16 protein-coding genes are annotated in these 18,920 nt (G+C 73.2%); 10 read left to right on the plus strand and 6 right to left on the minus strand.

Going from position 1 to position 18,920, the window contains the following annotated elements:
* Nucleotides 1-280: 280 nt before the first annotated feature.
* The 4 genes from ACIG3E_RS07350 (at nt 281) to ACIG3E_RS07365 (ending at nt 3,583) form a co-directional block, all read left to right on the plus strand.
* Entirely contained in the window at nt 281-1,279 is a 999-nt protein-coding gene (locus ACIG3E_RS07350; RefSeq protein WP_399612407.1) for a metal ABC transporter substrate-binding protein, read from the plus strand.
* Nucleotides 1,280-1,320: 41 nt separating this feature from the next.
* Nucleotides 1,321-2,106, plus strand: a complete 786-nt coding sequence (locus ACIG3E_RS07355; protein WP_399612409.1) for a metal ABC transporter ATP-binding protein — start codon at nt 1,321-1,323, stop codon at nt 2,104-2,106.
* 10 nt (nt 2,107-2,116) lie between these two features.
* Nucleotides 2,117-3,010 carry a metal ABC transporter permease gene (locus ACIG3E_RS07360; RefSeq protein ID WP_399612411.1) on the plus strand — a complete coding sequence of 298 codons (894 nt, stop codon included), beginning with the start codon at nt 2,117-2,119 and terminating at the stop codon, nt 3,008-3,010.
* A 159-nt stretch (nt 3,011-3,169) separates the two neighbouring features.
* A complete protein-coding gene (locus ACIG3E_RS07365) occupies nt 3,170-3,583 on the plus strand; it encodes a transcriptional repressor (RefSeq protein WP_172386325.1) in 414 nt (137 codons plus the stop codon).
* Nucleotides 3,584-3,658: 75 nt separating this feature from the next.
* Here ACIG3E_RS07365 and ACIG3E_RS07370 read toward each other — a convergent pair whose 3' ends face one another.
* Nucleotides 3,659-4,480, minus strand: a complete 822-nt coding sequence (locus tag ACIG3E_RS07370) for an isoprenyl transferase (RefSeq protein WP_399612415.1) — start codon at nt 4,478-4,480, stop codon at nt 3,659-3,661.
* Nucleotides 4,481-4,538: 58 nt separating this feature from the next.
* The gene (gene recO / locus ACIG3E_RS07375) at nt 4,539-5,285 is read right to left on the minus strand and encodes a DNA repair protein RecO (RefSeq protein ID WP_399612418.1); all 747 of its coding nucleotides are present in this window, start codon (nt 5,283-5,285) and stop codon (nt 4,539-4,541) included.
* Between the two features lie 122 nt (nt 5,286-5,407).
* On the opposite strand from recO, the gene ACIG3E_RS07380 reads away from it, so the two are divergent.
* Both ACIG3E_RS07380 and ACIG3E_RS07385 read left to right on the plus strand, forming a co-directional pair.
* Nucleotides 5,408-5,761, plus strand: a complete 354-nt coding sequence (locus ACIG3E_RS07380; RefSeq protein WP_399612420.1) for a hypothetical protein — start codon at nt 5,408-5,410, stop codon at nt 5,759-5,761.
* Nucleotides 5,758-5,937: a hypothetical protein gene (locus ACIG3E_RS07385; RefSeq protein WP_399612423.1), complete on the plus strand. Its 180-nt coding sequence runs from the start codon at nt 5,758-5,760 to the stop codon at nt 5,935-5,937. The genes ACIG3E_RS07380 and ACIG3E_RS07385 overlap by 4 nt, the downstream gene beginning before the upstream one ends.
* A gap of 96 nt (nt 5,938-6,033) precedes the next feature.
* Here the strand turns inward: ACIG3E_RS07385 and ACIG3E_RS07390 are convergent, their stop codons facing one another.
* Nucleotides 6,034-6,249 (minus strand): hypothetical protein, encoded by a 216-nt coding sequence (locus ACIG3E_RS07390; protein ID WP_399612426.1) that lies wholly within the window; start codon nt 6,247-6,249, stop codon nt 6,034-6,036.
* Between the two features lie 354 nt (nt 6,250-6,603).
* On the opposite strand from ACIG3E_RS07390, the gene ACIG3E_RS07395 reads away from it, so the two are divergent.
* Together ACIG3E_RS07395 and ACIG3E_RS07400 are read left to right on the plus strand one after the other, a co-directional pair.
* Nucleotides 6,604-7,446 (plus strand): helix-turn-helix domain-containing protein, encoded by an 843-nt coding sequence (locus ACIG3E_RS07395; RefSeq protein WP_399612429.1) that lies wholly within the window; start codon nt 6,604-6,606, stop codon nt 7,444-7,446.
* Nucleotides 7,428-7,700: a DUF397 domain-containing protein gene (locus tag ACIG3E_RS07400; protein ID WP_399612430.1), complete on the plus strand. Its 273-nt coding sequence runs from the start codon at nt 7,428-7,430 to the stop codon at nt 7,698-7,700. The genes ACIG3E_RS07395 and ACIG3E_RS07400 overlap by 19 nt, the downstream gene beginning before the upstream one ends.
* A gap of 57 nt (nt 7,701-7,757) precedes the next feature.
* Here ACIG3E_RS07400 and ACIG3E_RS07405 read toward each other — a convergent pair whose 3' ends face one another.
* Together ACIG3E_RS07405 and ACIG3E_RS07410 are read right to left on the minus strand one after the other, a co-directional pair.
* On the minus strand, nt 7,758-14,393 hold the full coding sequence (locus ACIG3E_RS07405; protein WP_399612433.1) for an amino acid adenylation domain-containing protein: 6,636 nt from the start codon (nt 14,391-14,393) through the stop codon (nt 7,758-7,760).
* A gap of 600 nt (nt 14,394-14,993) precedes the next feature.
* Nucleotides 14,994-15,614: a TetR/AcrR family transcriptional regulator gene (locus ACIG3E_RS07410; protein WP_399612436.1), complete on the minus strand. Its 621-nt coding sequence runs from the start codon at nt 15,612-15,614 to the stop codon at nt 14,994-14,996.
* Nucleotides 15,615-15,697: 83 nt separating this feature from the next.
* Between ACIG3E_RS07410 and ACIG3E_RS07415 the strand changes: the two genes are divergently transcribed.
* Nucleotides 15,698-16,129, plus strand: coding sequence for a nuclear transport factor 2 family protein (locus tag ACIG3E_RS07415; protein ID WP_399612438.1), 432 nt, complete (start codon nt 15,698-15,700; stop codon nt 16,127-16,129).
* A complete protein-coding gene (locus ACIG3E_RS07420; protein WP_399612440.1) occupies nt 16,122-16,997 on the plus strand; it encodes an ergot alkaloid biosynthesis protein in 876 nt (291 codons plus the stop codon). Before ACIG3E_RS07415 ends, ACIG3E_RS07420 begins: the two co-directional genes overlap by 8 nt.
* Here the strand turns inward: ACIG3E_RS07420 and ACIG3E_RS07425 are convergent.
* The gene (locus ACIG3E_RS07425; protein WP_399612442.1) at nt 16,955-18,862 is read right to left on the minus strand and encodes a beta-galactosidase; all 1,908 of its coding nucleotides are present in this window, start codon (nt 18,860-18,862) and stop codon (nt 16,955-16,957) included. The genes ACIG3E_RS07420 and ACIG3E_RS07425 overlap by 43 nt on opposite strands.
* Nucleotides 18,863-18,920: the final 58 nt, after the last annotated feature.

Below are 18,920 nucleotides of genomic sequence, written 5' to 3' on the forward strand. Positions count from 1 at the left end.
CCGCCGCTACCGCGGCGGTTTCTCCCACCACCCCCACCCGTACCGCCCCAGCACCCCGCCGAGCCCCGACCTAGCGGCTTGAACGCCGTCGCCCCGGAGCGCCCATCCACCGGGCCAGGCCGGAGCCATCCAGCCCGTCCGGCGTTTGAGGACAAGCGCGTTAGCGCGGTGTTTGAGCAGGTCAACGAAACAAGGCGGAAGGGGGCCGGGGGCGTGAGGGGCGGCACAGTGGGGTGGGGTTTGTTGACAATCGTTTCCATAATTGTTGAAAATGAGTGTCATGAACGTACGACGCCACCTCATACCCCGCACCGCCCTCACCGCCGCCACGGCCCTCGCCCTCGCCACCCTCGCGGCGTGCGGCTCCGACGACGCCGCGGCCACGAACAACAAGGGCAAGCTCGACGTGGTGGCGTCGTTCTACCCCATGCAGTACCTCGCGGAGCAGATCGGCGGGAAGCACGTCGAGGTCACCAGCCTCACCGAGCCCGGCCAGGAGCCGCACGACCTGGAGATCAGCGCCAAGCAGCGCGCCCAGCTGGAGGAGTCCGACGCGGCCCTCTATCTGAAGGGCCTCCAGCCGAACGTGGACGAGGCGATCAGCCAGTCCGCCATCAAGACGAAGATCGACGCGGCGGCCCTCACCAGCCTGGAGAAGCACGGCAACGAGGTGGGCGGCCACGCCGAGGCGCACGACGAAGAGGGCGAAGAGGGCGAGGACGGCCACGAGGGCCACGACCACGGTCATGACCACGGCGGCACGGACCCCCACATCTGGCTGGATCCGGTCAGGTACGGCGAGGTCGCCGAGGGCGTCGGCAAGGCCTTCGCGAAGGCCGACCCCAAGCACAGGGCCACGTACGAGAAGAACACCGAGGCCCTGGTGAAGAAGCTCAAGGGCCTCGACACGGAGTTCAAGAACGGCCTGAAGGACACCAAGACCAAGGTCTTCATCACCACGCACGCGGCCTTCGGCTACCTCGCCGAGCGCTACGGCCTCACCGAGGAGGCCATCTCGGGCCTCGACCCCGAGGGCGAGCCGAGCGCGAACCGCGTGCGGGCGCTCCAGAAGATGGCGAAGGCCGACGGCGTGACGACGGTGTTCTACGAGACGCTCGTCAGCGACAAGACCGCGAAGACCCTCGCGGACGACACCGGGCTCAAGACCGACGTACTCGACCCGATCGAGGGCATCACGGAGAAGTCCCGGGGTGACGACTACGTCCAGGTGATGCGGTCGAACCTGAAGTCCCTGCGCACGGCGCTGGGCGCCAAGTGACCACCGGCCGAGGGCGGACCCCCTCCGGAAAGGGGCACGACATGAGTGAGGCCGGGAACGGCGGCGGCGAGCCCGTCATATCCCTGCGCCGGGTGACCGCCGAGCTCGGCGCGCGCCCGGTCCTGCGCGGCATCGACCTGACGGTCGGCGCGGGCGAGGTCGTCGCGCTGCTCGGCGCGAACGGCTCGGGCAAGTCCACCGCGGTGCGCGCGGTCATCGGCCAGGTGCCGGTGACGGGCGGCGCGATCGAGCTGTTCGGCACGGAGCGCCGCCGCTTCCGCGCCTGGTCGCGCGTGGGCTACGTACCGCAGCGCACCACGGCCGCGGGCGGCGTGCCCGCGACCGTCACGGAAGTCGTGGCCTCCGGCCGCCTCTCGCGCGCCCGCTTCGGCGTGCTGCGCAGGGCCGACCGGGAGGCCGTGCGCGACGCCCTGGAGCAGGTCGGCATGGCCGACCGGGCCAAGGACTCCGTGAACGCCCTGTCGGGCGGCCAGCACCAGCGGGTGCTCATCGCCCGCGCCCTGGTCTCCGAGCCCGACCTGCTGATCATGGACGAGCCGATGGCGGGCGTGGACCTCGCCAGCCAGGAGGTCCTCGCGGCCACCCTGCGCCGCCAGGTGGAGCGCGGCACGTCCGTCCTGCTCGTGCTGCACGAGCTGGGCCCCCTGGAGCCGCTGATCGACCGCGCGGTGGTCCTGCGCGACGGCTGCGTGCTGCACGACGGGCCGCCCCCGAAGGCCGTGGGCCAGCACGCGCTGCCCGGCCACGACCACGTACATCCGCACGAAGCCGACGCGGCCCCCGTCCGCACCGGCCTGCTGACCTGAGGACCCGGCGATGGAAATCCTGAACTACGCGTTCATGCAGCGGGCGCTGCTCGCGGCCGTCCTCGTCGGCATCACGGCCCCGGCCGTCGGCATCTATCTGGTGCAGCGCCGCCAGGCCCTGATGGGCGACGGAATCGGCCATGTGGCGATGACGGGCGTGGGCCTCGGCTTCCTGCTCTCCACGTCTCCGGTGTGGATGGCGACGGCCGTCGCCGTCGTCGGCGCCGTGATCATGGAGCTGATCCGCTGGTACGGCCGCACGCGCGGCGACATCGCCCTCGCGATGCTGTTCTACGGCGGCATGGCGGGCGGCGTCATGTTCATCAACCTCGCGCCGGGCGGTTCAAACGCGAACCTCAGCTCGTATCTCTTCGGCTCGCTCTCCACCGTCTCGCAGGACGACGTGACGGCGATCTGCCTGCTCGCCGCGTTCGTGGTCCTGGTGACCGTCGGGCTGCGCCGCCAGCTGTTCGCGGTGAGCCAGGACGAGGAGTTCGCGCGGGTCACGGGCCTGCCGGTGCGCGCGCTCAACCTCCTGACCGCGGTCACCGCGGCGGTCACCGTCACCGTCGCCATGCGCGTGGTGGGCCTGCTGCTCGTGTCGGCCCTGATGGTGGTCCCGGTGGCGGCGGCGCAGCAGCTCACCCGCAGCTTCGCGGCCACGTTCGCGATCGCGGTGGCGATCGGCGTCACCGTGACGATCAGCGGCACGGTCACCTCGTACTACCAGGACGTGCCGCCCGGCGCGACGATCGTGCTCCTGACGATCGGGGTGTTCATCGCCCTGACGATCCTGGCCGCGCCGCTCGCCCGCAGCAGGGCGCGGTCCGCAGCCAGGGGCGACGCGGCGTGCACGGCGGACGTGCCGGGCGCGCGAGGCACGTCGGACGGCGTCAAGGTCTGAGGCGGCTTCCGTCGGGGCAGTGATCGAGGAGGCATGGTCCAGACCGCGCCGGATCACTGTCCGAGAGCACTCTGGTCACGGTGGTGTATCGACCTGGCACAATGGCGGGGCGAGAGACGACCTGGGACAGCTGTGCGGACGAGCGCTGAGGAGGCATCTGTGACGACGGCGGGACCCCCCGTGCGAGGCCGGGCCACACGGCAACGAGCCGCGGTGGCTGCGGCTCTCGACGAGGTGGACGAGTTCCGCAGCGCGCAGGACCTCCACGACATGCTCAAGCACCGCGGCGACTCGGTCGGCCTGACCACGGTCTACCGCACGCTCCAGTCCCTCGCCGACGCGGGCGAGGTCGACGTCCTGCGGACCAACGACGGCGAGGCGGTCTACCGCCGCTGCTCGACCGGCGAGCACCACCACCACCTGGTGTGCCGCGTCTGCGGCAAGGCCGTGGAGGTCGAGGGCCCGGCGGTGGAGAAGTGGGCGGAGGCCATCGCCGCGGAGCACGGGTATGTGAACGTGGCGCACACGGTCGAGATCTTCGGCACGTGTGCCGACTGCTCGGCGCAGGGCTGACGCGCCCTCCGCGGGCCGGTGGCCCGCCCACCCACCCTTGGGGTGTGGGGTACTCCGTACCCCACACCCCTTTTCTCAGCCCTTCTTGAGCTGGTCCTCGTTCGGGATCGCGCCGCCGAAGCGGCGGTCGCGCGAGGCGTACTCCAGGCACGCCCGCCACAGGTCGCGACGGTCGAAGTCCGGCCACAGCACGTCCTGGAACACCATCTCGGCGTACGCGCTCTGCCAGATCAGGTAGTTGGAGGTGCGCTGCTCGCCGCTCGGGCGCAGGAACAGGTCCACGTCCGGCATGTCCGGGTAGTACAGGTACTTCGCGAGGGTCTTCTCGGAGACCTTGGACGGGTCGAGCCGTCCGGCGCGCACGTCCTCCGCGAGGGCCTTCGCGGCGTCGGCGATCTCGGCGCGGCCGCCGTAGTTCATGCAGAAGTACAGCGTCAGCTTGTCGTTGTCCTTGGTCTGCTCCTGGGCGACCAGGAGTTCGTTGGCCACGGACTTCCACAGCTTGGGCATGCGGCCCACCCAGCGCACGCGCACGCCGAGCTGGTCGAGCTGGTCGCGGGACTTGCGGATGAAGTCCCGGTTGAAGTTCATCAGGAAGCGGACCTCGTCGGGCGAGCGCTTCCAGTTCTCGGTGGAGAAGGCGTACAGGGAGATGCTTCCCACGCCCATCTCGATCGCGCCCTGGAGGACGTCGAGGACGCGCTCGGCGCCGACCTTGTGCCCTTCGGTGCGCGGCAGCCCCCGCTCCTTGGCCCACCGGCCGTTGCCGTCCATGACGACGGCGACGTGCTGCGGGACGAGCTCGCCGGGGATCTTCGGCGGCCGCGCGCCCGAGGGGTGGGGCTCGGGCGAGGTGTACTCACGGCGGGACCGTCCGAGGATTCCGCGTCGTGCCATGGGGAGCTACTCCAGTTCTTAGCGATCTTCGCGGGCCGCGTGCCGCTCCGGCGCGCGGCTACTTCTCCACGTACCGAAGCGAGCGCAGCCCGCGCTCCAAGTGCCAGTGCAGATAGGCCGATACGAGCCCGCTGCCCTCGCGCGCGTGCCGGGACTCGCAGGCGTCCGCCGTCTGCCAGTCCCCCGTCAGGAGCGCCGCGAGGTGCGCGAGGGTCTCCGCCGACGGTACGACGCTGCCCGGCACCCGGCAGTCCACGCAAATCGAGCCGCCCGCGGCGACCGAAAAGAAGCGGTTGGGGCCCGGCATGCCGCATTTGGCACAGTCGGTGAAGCTCGGCGCGTAGCCGTTCACGGCGAGCGAGCGCAGCAGGAACGCGTCGAGCACGAGGTGCGGCTCGTGCTCGCCGCGCGCGAGCGTCCGAAGGCCGCCGACGAGCAGCAGGTACTGCTGCACCGCGGGCTCGCCCTCGTGGTCGGTGAACCGCTCCGCCGTCTCCAGCATCGCCGTGCCCGCCGTGTACCGGGCGTAGTCGGTCACGATGCCGCTACCGTACGGAGCGATCGTCTCGCCCTGCGTGCACAGCGGGAGGCCGCGCCCGACCAGCTCGCTGCCCCGCGCGAAGAACTGCACGTCCACGTGCGAGAACGGCTCCAGGCGCGCCCCGAACTTCGACTTCGTCCTGCGCACCCCCCGGGCCACGGCCCGCACCCGTCCGTGCCCGCGCGTGAGCAGCGTGATGATGCGGTCCGCTTCCCCCAGCTTCTGGGTGCGCAGCACGACACCGTCGTCACGGAACAGGCTCATGGGCCCATTCTCCCGTATGCCTCGGGGGCGGCGGGCCGGGGCCCGTCGGCCCGCCGTTCACCGCGTACGCCCGTCCACGAACCGGTAGCGTACGAGAACCAGTCCCGCAGACCGGAGGCCTCATGAGCGCACAGACCGACGACGGCCCCTACGGCCCGCTGATCCCGATGCCCGAGCTGACCCCCGACGCGCTGCGCGCGGCCGTGGCCAAGATCGCGCCCAGTCGGGTTCCCGAACTGACCCGGCACCTTTTCGAAGCCACGACGAACGCACAACAGACCCAGAGCATCGCCCCTCTGCGCGCGTTCATCCACTACTGGGCCGTTTTTGTGGCCATCGAACGGCATCCGCTGCGTGCCGCTCGATTGCGAGAGCTGGAGCGCTTCGTCAGTACCGGCGAAGGCGAGCCCATGGACGCCGTGACGGAGATCCGCCAGATCTGGGAAGCCGCGGAAGTCGAGGCCGGACTTCGGTGAGCGACTGGACTTGGGACTGGAATCCCAGCGAGGAGTTCCTCACCAAAGGGCTGCCGCCCGGCGTCGTGGCCGAGATCGAACGCCTGGCGGCCGAACTTGCCGCCCTTGGGCCGGACAGCATGCGGGCTGGCAGCCCAGACGATCGCGAGGGTGGGCTGCGCGTTTCGACCTCCTAGGCGGGCGCGGCTTCATTCAGTTTCTCGCCGTCCCCCGCCACGAGTGCGTCTACGTCTGCCACATCACCTGGACCGGCTGACGGCCGACCCGCAGGGTCAAGGCACCTCCCCCCGGCTGCGTGCGTTGGCGTACGCCGTTGCCGCGCGCAGGCGCTCCGCCGTCGTCGCCGTCCGGAGCTTCTCCGGGGCGCAGTCCCACTCCCGCCCGCCTCCGTACGGGCGCAACTGTACGTACGGCCCCTCGTGGCCCATCACCCTGCCGACCCGACCGGTCCGGGTGTCCACCGCGTACGTCCCGATCGGGAGCCTCATGGGTGCGCCCCCTCGCCTGGCAGACACGCGGCCAGACGTGCCGCCGCCGCCACCGAGCAACGTCCCAGGTCCACCAGTGGGCACGGCGCCTGCCGCGCGACTGTTGCCGGGTCCACCCGCAGCGACGGCAAAGAAATTCCCGCCCTCTCCAGCGCAGCGCGCAATTCTTTCACCGTGTCCTCCGCCTCTTCCACACACGCCCGCGAGTGCGACTCGCCGGTGGCTCCATTCGTCGTCACGTGGCTCCCCTTAGTCGTCGAATTTCACGCTTCGTATCCCTACGGTGACGCACTGCGTCTAGAGTTGGCAGGAGTCTGTGCTCTACAACGTCGGTGCGGAGGAGGGGAGTTATCCATGGCCAAAGGTGCCCATGGGTCACGCCAGGCAGCCTGGGAGTTCTTCGGGGCAGAGTTAAAGCGACGGCGCGAGAACGCGGGCCTCACCCAAGTGGAGTTGGGGGCCCGCGTTTTTGTGTCCGGCGGCTACATCGGCCAATTCGAACAGGCCATCCGCAAGCCGCAGTTGGACGTGGCCCAACGGATCGACGACGTCCTGCAAACCGAGGGTTTTTTCGAACGCACCTGGCGCAAGTTGATCGACGACAAGCGCTACGCGGACTATTTCGCCGCCGTCGCGGACCTGGAGGCCCTCGCCACCAAGATCTGCGAGTTCGCTCCGTCGGTGGTTCCGGGTCTGCTGCAGACAGCGTCGTACGCGAAGGCGGTCACCCTGGCGGCCAATCCGTTCGCCGCCGACGAGTACGTCGACGACATGGTGTCCGCCCGGCTGGACCGGCAACGCATCCTCGCGGACGCGGCACGGCCTGTGTATTGGGCGATCCTGCACGAGAACCTGCTGTCCGTGCCGGTGGGCGGCTACGCCGCGATGGCGGAGCAGCTGGAGCACATCGCCGCGCTGGCGCGCGAGCGCAAGGTTCTGGTGCTGGTTCTGCCGCGCGCCGAAGGAGCCTGTGCCTCCATGACTGGAGATCTCAGGCTTATGGAGTTCGACGACGCACCGCCCACGGTCTATACAGAGACCTCGTTTTGGGGCGAACTGCTGGACGATCCGGCCGTAGTGAAGCGTGCGCAGCACGCATACGATCTGATCAGGGGCGCCGCGCTGTCGCCGGGGGTGTCCCTCGCCCGGATCGAATCGGCGGCTAAGGACTTCAGACGATGCGCGAGTACGACCTGAGCAACGCCCGCTGGCGCAAGAGCAGTTACAGCAACGGCGAAGGCGGTAGCTGCGTCGAGGTCGCTGACGACTTCACGGGCGCCGCCCGCTGGCGGAAGAGCACGTACAGCAACGGCGAAGGCGGCAACTGCGTCGAGGTCGCTGACGGACGTGACGGGGTCGTCCCCGTTCGGGACAGCAAGGTCCCAGGCGGTCCCGCCCTGGTGATAGGCGGGGCCGCCTGGGAGGCCTTCATCCGCGAGGTGGCCCGCTAAGGGGGCGCCCCAAAGGGGCGCGGGGAACTGCGCGACCAGCCACAGCGAACCCGCGGGCTACGACGTCGCAGCCTCACTGAAGCGGCGCAGCCGAGGCGCGGAGTCGACCGGGGCCGAGGCCACCGTCCGCGCGAGGTCCGCGATGCTGTTGGCCTCGAAAACGGCCCGAATCGGCACCCGCACCCCCATCGCCTTGCTGATCCGGCTCGCGAGCTGCGTCGCGTACACGGAGTCCCCGCCGAGGCGGAAGAAGTCGTCGCCCATGCCGACCCGCTCGACGGAGAGCACCTGCTCGACCAGCTCGCAGAGCTGTCGCTCCTGGTCGGTGGAGGGTGCGACATACGTGCTCGCGGTGGCCTCGGGCGCGGGCAGCGCCGCCTTGTCGACCTTGCCGTTGGCGGTCAGCGGCAGCGCGTCGAGGACCATGACGACGGCCGGGACCATGTGCTCGGGCAGGGACTCCGAGGCGAAGGTGCGCAGCTCCTCCACCGACAGGGGGGCGGCGCCGTCGGCCTGCTCGGGGACGACGTACGCCACGAGGTGCTTGCCCTGCCCGGTCGCGTCCTCGCGGGGCACGACCACCGCCTGGGCCACGCCCTGGTGCTGCTCAAGGGCGGCCTGCACCTCGCCCGGCTCGATGCGGAAGCCGCGGATCTTGACCTGGGTGTCGGCGCGGGCCCGGAAGTCGAGACGGCCGTCGGGCGTCCAGGCGACCACGTCACCGGTGCGGTACATGCGCCCCCCGGCGACGCCGAACGGATCGGCGGGGAACCGCTCGGCGGTCAGGGCGTACCGGCCCCGGTAGCCCCGGGCCAGGCGGTCACCCGCGATGTACAGCTCACCGGGCGTCCCGGGCGGCACCGGCCGCAGCGCCCCGTCGAGGACGTAGAGCCGGGTGTTGTCCATGGGACGGCCGATGGGCACCGCCGCGCCGATGTCGTCGGGGCCCGCCATGCGGTGGGTCGAGACGGCCATGGTGGCCTCGGTGGGACCGTACGCGTTGACGACCCCGGTGCCGGGGCAGGCCGCGAGGACGCGCTCCGCCGTGGCCGGGGGCAGCACGTCGCCGCCCGTCCACACCTCGCGGAAGCCCGCGAAGACCTCGGGCTGCTCGTCGGCGACCACCCGGAACAGGCCCGTCGCGAGGAGCGCCCCGGTCGGCCGCCGCTCCTCGGCGATCCGGGCGAGGGTGGCCACGTCGAGACGTCCGGGCGGGGCGAGCACGACGGCTCCGCCGTTGAGCAGCGGCACCCACAGTTCGTAGGTGGAGGCGTCGAAGGCCTGCGCCGAGTGCATCAGGACCCGCTCGTGCGCGCCGCCCTCGAAGCGGCGGTCCGCGGCGAGCCCGGTCACACCGCGGTGCGTGACGCCGACGCCCTTGGGCGTGCCGGTCGAGCCGGAGGTGTACATCACGTAGGCGAGGCGGTCCGGGTGCCCGTGCCAGGACGGCGGCAGGGCCTCGGCACCGACGGCCGCGAGGTCGGCCTCCGTGCCGGGGTCGTCCAGGACCAGGCGGGGGCAGTCGGCCGCGGGCAGCGCGGCGGCCGTCCGCCCGACCGTCACCAGGGCGGCGGGCGCGGCGTCGCGGAGCATGAACTCCAGGCGCGCGGCCGGGTAGTCCGGGTCGAGCGGCAGATAGGCGCCGCCCGCCTTGAGGGCCGCGAGGACGGAGACGACGTACTCGGCGGAGCGGGGCACGGCCACGGCGACGACCGCGTCCTGGCGCACGCCGCGCTCGCGCAGCAGCCGGGCGAGACGATTGGCCCGGCCGTCGAGCTGCCGGTACGTCAGGGTGGTGCCGTCGGCCTCCGTGAGCGCGGGCGCGTCCGGGGTGGCGGCGACGTGCCGCGCGAAGGCCTCGGTGACGGTCTCCTCGGGGCGCTCGCGGGCGGTGTCGTTGAACGTCTGGAGCACCCGCGCGCGTTCCGTGGCGCCGAGCGCCCCGACCTCGCTCACCCGGATGTGGGGGTCCCCCGCGAACCGGCCGAGGACGTAGGCGAACCGGGCGGCGAGCTTGTCGGCCGCGGCCTGGTCCAGGACGTGCCGCTGGTAGTGCACGACGAGCCGCAGGTGCGGGCCGTCCGGGTAGACGAACACCGTCACCGGATAGTGGCTGGCGGTGAACGAGCGCAGCCCGGTCACGGTGAACCCGGCCGCCGCGCTCGCCTCCGCCACGGCCGCGCGGTCCAGCGGGAACGACTCGAAGCCCATGGCCGTGTCGAACAGCTTCGGCAGCCCGGTGCCGCGCTGGATGTCGGCGAGGCTGTGGTGATGGTGGTCCAGGAGGGCCGCCTGCCGCCGCTGGAGGTTCCTGAGGACCTGCGCGACGGTGTCGCCCGGGGAGTACCGCACGCGCACCGGCGGCGCGTTGAGGAACATCCCGACGATCGACTCCACCCCCGCGAGGGCGGGCGGCCGTCCCGACGACGGCGCCGCGAACACCACGTCCTGGCGGCCCGTCAGGCAGCCGATGAGGACGCCCCAGGCGCCCTGCACCAGCGTGTTGAGGGTGATGCCCAGCTCGGTGGCGCGCCGGGTCAGCTCCCGCGCCCGCGCCGCCGGAAGGGGCACGTCGGACAGGCCGATGCCGGTGCTGTCGGCGTCGGACTCGGCCTCGGGGAACAGCAGCGTGGGCTCCTCGACGCCGTCGAGCTCCTCCTGCCACACCCGGGCCGGATCCCCGGAGTCCTGCCGGGCCAGCCAGGCCAGGTAGTCGCGGTAGCCGCGGGCCCGGGGCAGCGCGGACCCGTCGCCGTCGGCGGCGTACAGGCGGAGCAGGTCCTGCGTGAGCAGCGGCAGGGACCAGCCGTCGAGCAGCACGTGGTGCGCCGTCAGGACCAGCTCGTGCCGGTCGGGGGCCAGCGTGAGCAGGGCCATGCGCAGCATGGGCGGGGCGGCCGGGTCGAAGAGGACGGTGAGGTCGTGCGCCAGGAACTCCTCCAGGGCGTCCCGCCGCGCCGCCTCGTCGAGCGCGCCGAGGTCCCGCGTCGTCCAGGGCAGGGCCACGCCGTCCACGAGGAGCTGGACGAGTTCGCCGCTGGGGCCCGGCACGAACGCGGTGTGCAGGGCGGGGTGGCGGTCGAGGAGGGCCTGCGCGGCGCCGCGCAGCCGCTCGGCGTCCACCGGCCCCGACAGGTGCAGCGTGTACTGGCACAGATAGGCGTCGAAGGCCGCCCCGGACTCGCGCGCCATCGTCGAGTGGAAAAGGAGGCCCTTCTGGAGGGACGACAGGGGCCAGATGTCGGTGAGCCCGGGATAGCGCTCCCGCCAGCCGTCGATGTCGGCCTGGCTCACCCGCACCAGGGGCATGTCGGACGGGGTGGGGCCGCCCGCGCCGGGCCGCTCGGCGTGCCGGGCCAGGCCTTCGAGCGCGCGGCACCACAGCTCCGCGAGCTCTTGGACGTCGGCCTCGGACAGGACGCCCTCCGGCGCCGTGAACAGGGCGCCGAGGCAGGGGCCTTCGGCGGTGTCGGACACGTGGGCGTTGATGTCCAGCTCGGCGGGGGCCCGCATCGCCGGGTCCTGCCCGGCGTCCAGCTCGGCCAGCTCGGCCACGCCGGGCGCCTGGGTGAAGCCGAGGCCGCGCAGCTCGGCGGGCATGTCGGCGTCCGCGGAGAACCGGCCCAGGTAGTTGAAGCCGATCTGCCCCACGGGGTGCGGGGCCAGGACCGCGGCCGTCTCGGGGTTGAGATAGCGAAGGAGGCCGTAGCCGATGCCCTTGTCGGGGAGGGCGAGGAGCTGCTCCTTGACCGCCTTGACGAGGGCCCCCGCGGCGGGGCCGCCCGCGAAGGCCTCCTCCAGATCGACGCCCGACACGTCCAGGCGTACGGGGAAGAAGCTGGTGAACCAGCCGACGGTGCGGGACAGATCGGCGCCGGGAGCGGCCGCCTCCTCGCGCCCGTGGCCCTCCAGGCGGATCAGCGACGACGGCTCGGCCACGCCGCGCGCCGCGCGCCAGCGGGCCACGGCCATCGCGAGGCCGGTCAGGAGCCCGTCGTTGACACCGCCCCGGAAGGCGGCGGGCAGCGTCGTCAGGAGGGTCTCGGTGACGTGGGCCGGGAGCTGGACGCGGACCTTGGACAGGGTGGAGACGGTGTCCACCGCCGGGTCGAGGCGCCGCGCGCCCAGGTCCGGGTCGGGGCCGGTCACGATGGAGCGCCACAGGCCGAGTTCGGCGGCGCGCTCCGGGCGCCGGGCCTCCGTCACCAGGGCGTGGGCCCAGCGGCGCACCGAGGTGCCCACCGGGGCGAGGTCGGGGGCCTCGCCCCGGCCGACCGCCTGCCAGGCCCTGGCCAGGTCCGGCATCAGGATCCGCCAGGAGACGCCGTCCACGACGACGTGGTGCAGCACGGCGAGCAGCCGCCCGGCGCGGCCCGCGCCCGCGTCGAACCACACGAACTGGGCCATCACGCCGCCGTCCGGGTCCAACCGCCCGGCCGCCGCGTCCAGTTCGGCCAGGAGCAGACCGCGCCAGGCGTCGGCGGGCCCGCCGTCCGGTGCCGCGTCCGGTCCGCCCTCGGGTGCCGCGTCCCAGGGGCCCTCGTGGGGGACGCGGCGGATCAGGGCGTCCACGTCCACCGCGCCGACGGGCGCGACCACCAGGCCGGGGCCCTCCTCGGAAGCCTCCCCGGTCAGGCGGGCGCGCAGCAGGTCGTGGCGGTCGAAGACCGCGCCGAGCGTCGCCGCGAGACCCGCGCGGTCGACGCCCTCGGGCAGCTCCAGGACCATGGCCTGCGAGAAGCGGCCGAAGCCCGGACCCCACTCCTGTACCCAGCGGGTGACGGGCAGGTGCGGCAGGAAGCCGACGCCGCCGCCGTCCAGCTCGTCGAGGACGAGCGCCGCGGTGTCGGCCGTGGTCACGGCCTCGGCGAGGGCCGCCACCGTGCGGTGCTCGAAGAGGTCGCGGGCGTTGACGGCCAGTCCCTGGCCCCGGGCGCGCGTCGCGACCTGGATGGACTGGATGCTGTCGCCGCCGATGGCGAAGAAGTCGTCGTCGACGCCCACCCGTTCCACGCCGAGGACCTCGGCGAAGAGCGCGGCCAGGCACTCCTCGCGGGCGTCGCCCGGGGCCCGGTACTCCGCGCCGTGGAACTCGGGGTCGGGCAGGCCCGCCCGGTCCACCTTGCCGCTGGCCGTCAGCGGCAGCTCGTCGAGCACCACGAACGCCGCCGGGATCATGTACGAGGGCAGCCGCTGCGCGAGGTACGCGCGCAGCTCCCCGGGCCCGGCGCCGGAGTCGAGGTCGAAGTGGCCGGTGCCGCCGCCGCGCCCGGCCTCGAAGGTCTCCTCGCCCGCGCGGACGGTGTACGCCACCAGGTGCTTGCCCCGGCCGCCGGACAGCTCGCGCGGGACGACCACCGCGTGGGCCACCTGGCGGTGGGTCTCCAGGGCGGCCTCGATCTCGCCGGGCTCGATGCGGAAGCCGCGGATCTTCACCTGGGCGTCAGCGCGCTCGCGGAACTCCAGCTCGCCCTCGTCCGTCCAGGCCACGAGGTCGCCGGTGCGGTACATGCGCGCGCCCGACCCGTCGAAGGGGCAGGCCACGAACCGCTCGGAGGTCAGGCCCGGGCGGCCCAGATAGCCGCGGGTCAGGCCCTCGCCCGCGAGGTACAGCTCGCCGGGGACGCCCGGCGCCACCGGCCGCAGCCCGGCGTCGAGGACGTACGCGCGCGTCCCCTCCAGCGGCGAGCCGATCGGCACGGTCTCGCTCACGGCGTCCGCCGAGGTGACGGGGCGGCAGCTGGCGAAGACGGTGGTCTCGGTGGGCCCGTAGCCGTTGTAGACCGTCACCCCGGGGCAGGCGCGCAGCACCCGGCGCACCGCCTCCGGGGACACCACGTCGCCTCCGGTCCACACCTCGTCGAGCCCGGCGAAGGCGTCCGGCTGCTCGTCCGCCACCACGCGGAACAGGCCCGCGGACACCCAGGTCCGCGCGACGCCGTGCCGGGCGATGAGCGTGGCCATGCCCTCCCCGTCCAGGACGCCGGGCGGGGCCACCACGACGGTGCCGCCGTTCAGCAGGGGCAGCCACGTCTCGTAGGTCGAGGCGTCGAAGGCCAGCGGGGCCTGCTGGAGCGTCGTGGTGTGCGCGCCGCCCGCCACCCGGGGGTCGGCGGCCAGCGCGAGCACGCTCCGGTGGGTGACGGCCACGCCCTTGGGGGTGCCGGTGGAGCCGGAGGTGTAGATGACGTGGGCGAGCTGGCCTGGCCTGTCATCGGCCCGCGGCGGGGGCCCGGCCGGGGCGGACGCCAGCGCGGCGGCCGTCTCCGGGGTGTCCAGGAGCAGGCGCGGACGGTCGTCGTCCGGCAGCTTCGCGGCCGTGGCCGTGTCGGTCACCACGACGACGGGCGCCGCGTCCTCCAGCATGAACGCGAGCCGCCGCGCCGGGTACTCGGGGTCAAGCGGCAGATAGGCGCCCCCCGCCTTGAGCACCGCGAGGACCGTCACCAGGTACTCCGCGGAACGGTCGAGCGCCACCGCGACCAGCGACTCCTCGGCCACCCCCCGCTCCCGCAGCACGCGGGCGATCCGGTCGGCCCGCTCGTCGAGTCGGCCGTACGTCATCGACGCGCCGTCGGCGCCGACCACGGCGACGGCGTCCGGGGATGCGGCCGCCCGCCCCTCGAAGACCGCGGCGATGGTGGCGCCGGAGGCCTGCGCGGCCCCGGCGCCCGTCCCCTGAAGATGGGTCACAAGAAACTCCTACTGATTCCGGAATAGGCCGAACGTGAGGTCAACCCGGACCCAGAACCGGGGCACGCGGAAGGAGCGAACCGGTGCGCACGGGTCTTTTCCGCGCGCACGGCTCTTCCGCGTGCAAGGAGCACGGCGGCCGACGCGGGCGGGGGGACGCGCACGTCGGCAGCCGCTCGGCGACGGTCGGCACGGGCGGGGGGCGCGCGTGCCGACAGCCGCGTACAGCTGTCATCGATGGTGAAGACAGAAGCGACGCCACACCTGTGCGGCGCCATGACCGGGGCGGACATCGGCTCAGCGAAGTGCCGGAATCCGACCGGTCTCTTTGCCGGACCTTAACTCGATCTCTCGTACGAGGAAAAGACCGCAGCGCATTGCTGCCGCACGGCTTTGGCCCGGCTCAAGGGGATGGAAGCCGTCCGTATTTCTGGAGCGCCCGGGTTTCTGGAGCGCCCGGGTTCCTGGAACACCCGGGTTTCTGGAACGCCCGGGCGAGATGTCTGGTCGACGAGACAGCGGGCGGAAGGGAATTCCCGCGCCTTCCGGCTCCGCTTCTCCACCGCGTACGCCCCGGATGTCCTTGGCCCGAGGGCGCCCTCAGCCGAGCACGTTCGCCACGTACGCGGCGAGCCGCTCCCGCAGCTGCCGTGCCGTCAGGCCCTCCACCGCCGCCAGGTGTTCCACGAGGTCCGCCCGCACGGCGGCGAGCAGCGCGTGCGCCGCGAACCCCGGGTCGGGCACGCCTCCCGCCGCCGCGAGGGCGTCCCGCAGGACGCCGTGCCACCAGGCGTAGTGCTCCGAGCGGTAGGGGCTGGTGCCGCCGGGCTCCTCCAGGGCGAGCGCGAGGGGGCGGTTGTCGAGCTTGAAGCCGAGGAGCGCGTCCAGGAGCGCGGGGACGCGCTCGCGCGCGGGGGTGTCCGGGCCGAGCGGCGCGGGCCCCGACTCCACCGCCGCGCGCAGCGCCCCGCTGCGCGCGTCGAAGACGGCGCGGATCAGCCCGTCACGGTCCCCGAACCGCCGGAACAGCGTGCCCTTGCCGACCCCGGCCGCCGCCGCGACCTGGTCCATGGACACGCCGCGCGGGCTCTCGCTGCGGGCGAAGAGGGCGTCGGCGGCGGCGAGGACGGCCTCGCGGTTGCGGGCCGCGTCGGCACGGGCCTTGCGCACGGGCGCCTCAGGACTCTCAGGGCTCTTGGGGCTCTCGGGGCTCTCGGGCATCAGCTCACCTTTACAAAGCGGACCGCCAGTCCGTATCGTCAAAGCGGACCAGCAGTCCGAATCGTAAGGGACGGTACTCCCCCATGCCCACCACCACACCCTCCGACACCGGCCCCGTCGGCCTCTTCCGGCACGGCCTCGACCTCCTGACCCGCGGTGACATGGAGGGCTGGATCGCCCTCTTCGCCGAGGACGCCGTCGCCGAGTTCCCCTTCGCGCCCGACGGCTACCCCCGGCGGCTCGACGGCCGCGCCGCCCTCGGCCCCTATCTGCGCGGCCTCAGCGCCCACCTCGCGTACGACGCGTTCCCGCACGTGGAGGTCCACGAGACCGGCGACCCGGGCACGATCGTCGCGGAGATGCGCGCCGAGGGCCGCGTGCTCGCCACCGGCGGCCCCTTCGAGATGGCCTACGTCGCCGTCGTCACGATCCGGGACGGCCTGATCGTGCGCTACCGCGACTACTGGAACCCGCTCGCCGTCCCCGCGTCCCTCACGGCGGCCGTGCATGACTGAGCCGCTGACCGTGCTCGTCACGGGTGCGACCGGTACCACCGGTGGCCGCGTCGCCGGTCGGCTCGCCGCCCTCGGTCACACCGTGCGTGCCGCGAGCCGCCGGGGCGGGGCGGGGCGCGGGCCCGTCAGGTTCGACTGGTACGACCCGGACACGCACGCCGAGGCCCTGCGCGGCGTCGACCGCGCCTATCTGGTCCCGCCCGTCGCCGAGCCGGAACCGGCCGCCGTCATGGGGCCCTTCCTGGAGCGGGCCCGCGCGGCGGGCGTGACGCGCGTGGTGCTGCTCAGCTCCTCTGCCATCGAGGCGGGCGGTCCCGGCGTCGGGCGGGTGCACCAACTCCTCGCCGACGACGGGCCGTTCGAGGAGTGGTCCGTGCTCCGCCCGTCGTGGTTCATGCAGAACTTCACCGGGGACCACCCGCACGCCGAAAGCATCCGGGGCGACGGCGTGCTCACCACCGCGACCGGCACCGGACGCGTCGGCTTCGTCGACGCCGACGACATCGCCGCCGTGGCCACCCGCGCCCTCACCGACCCGCTCCCACCGGGGCCCGACCTCGTCGTCACCGGCCCCGAGGCGCTGTCGTACGCCGACGTGGCGGCGGTCGTCAGCCGCGTCACCGGCCGCGCCGTGCACCACAGGGCCGTGCCGCCCGACGTGCTCGCGGCGCGGCTGGCCGGGCGCGGCATGCCCGCCGCGTTCGCGCGGGTCCTGGCCGCGCTCGACGACGGGATAAGCCGGGGCGCCGAGGACCGCGTCACCGACACCGTCGAGCGCGTCACGGGCGCGGGGCCCCGGAGCTTCGCGCGGATGTACCGGGACGCCTACGCGTCGTCCCGCTCGACGGCCACCGCCCCGTCGCGGTAGTCGAGCCGCACCCGCAGCCGCTCCCCCGCCGCCGTGACCCGGGCCCGCACCTGCACGCCCTCGTCGAGGCCCGCCGCCACCGGGCGCACCCCGCACTCCGCGCGCACCCGGTCGAGCAGGGCGCGCAGCTCCTCGGGGCCGAGGTCGCAGGCCACGTACCAGGCGGTGCCCCGCCCGTACGCGTGCCGGGTCACGGCGGGCCCGTCCGCGCCGAAGCCCGGCACGGCCTCGGCGCCCTCAAGCCGGAGCACCTCCCCCCAGCCGCCGTCCGCGCGCGGCGCGAACTCCTCCACCGTCAGGCCGAGGACCTCCCGGAACGGCCCCGGATAGCCGCCCACATACACCCGGTCGTGCTCGTCGGTGATCCCGGAGAAGTACGACATCACGAGGGTGCCGCCGCCCTCCACATACGCCACCAGACGCGCGGCCGCCGCCCGCGACACGCAGTACAGATGCGGCACGAGGAGCAGCCGATAGCCCGTCAGATCCCCGTCGACCGGCACCACGTCGCACGCTACAGACGCGTCGTAGAGAGGCCGGTGGTACGCGAGCGCGCCCTCCAGGTAGTCCACCTCGCTCGGGTGGGCGCCCGTGTCCAGGGCCCACCAGGCTCCCCAGTCGAACAGGAGCGCCGCGTCGGCCCGCTCGGGCACCGCGCCGAGCAGCTCGGGGTGCCCGGCGAGCTCCGCGCCGAGCGCGCTCACCTCGCGGAAGATCCGCGTGTCGGGGCCCGCGTGCGGCACCATCGCCGAGTGGAACTTCTCGGCGCCGCCGCGCGACTGGCGCCACTGGAAGAACAGGACCGCGTCGGCGCCGTGCGCCACCGCCTGCCAGCTGTCCAGGCGCATCCTGCCGGGCGGCTTGCGGCCGTTGTGGGGCCGCCAGTTGACCGCCGACGGCGCCTGTTCGAGCAGCAGCCAGGGCCGCCCGCCCTTCAGGCCGCGCATCACGTCGTAGGAGAAGGCCGCGCGCCGGGCGGCGTCCGGGTCGTGCGGGTCCGGATAGGAGTCGTAGGAGACGACGTCGAGGTGCGGCGCCCAGCGGAAGAGGTCCAGGGTCCTGGCGACGGGCACGAAGTTGGTGGTGACGGGCACGCCGGGGGCCAGCCGGGCGAGCACGGCCTTCTCCGCCCGATAGCAGTCGAGCAATTCATCGGATGAGAAGCGCCAGTAGTCGGCGAGCTGGGCGGGGTTGCGGAAGGACGGCGCGGCGCGCGGGGTGTGGATCTCGTCCCAGGCGGCGTAGCGCTGCGACCAGAAGTGTGTGGACCAGGCGTCGTTGAGGGCGTCCAGGGTCGCGTAGCGGGCCCGCAGCCAGGCGCGGAAGGCGGCCGCGGACACCTCGCAGTGGCAGTGCCGCGAGACGTGGCAGCCGTACTCGTTGCCGATGTGCCACAGGGCGAGCGCGGGGTGGTCCGCGTACCGGGCGGCGAGGCGCTCCACCAGGCGCACCGCGTACCGCCGGAAGACAGGGCTCGACGGGCACCAGTGCTGGCGCGAGCCCGGATAGAGCCGGGTGCCGTCCTCCAAGACGGGCAGCGTCTCGGGGTGCAGCCGGGCCAGCCACGGCGGCGGTGACGCCGTCATCGTCGCCAGGCACACCCGCACGCCCGCGGCGGCGAGCCGGTCCATGTGGTCGTCCAGCCAGGTGAAGTCGTGGCCGCCGGGCGTCGGCTCGGTGCGCGCCCATGCGAAGATCCCCAGCGTGACGAGGCCGACCCCCGCCTCCCGCATCAGATCGACGTCCTCGGCGTGCACGTCCGGGCCCCACTGCTCGGGGTTGTAGTCCCCGCCGAAGCCCACGGATCCCAGCGGTCCGCGCCACCACCGGAGCCGCCCGCTCTCCTCGCCCACGTCCCGAAACACCCCCGTCCGACACCTTGACCAGGCCCTGGCCCGCTCCTATGGTCGCTGCGCCAGCACG

Source organism: Streptomyces sp. NPDC053474 (assembly GCF_044544845.1).
In the GTDB taxonomy this organism is placed as follows: Bacteria; Actinomycetota; Actinomycetes; order Streptomycetales; family Streptomycetaceae; genus Streptomyces.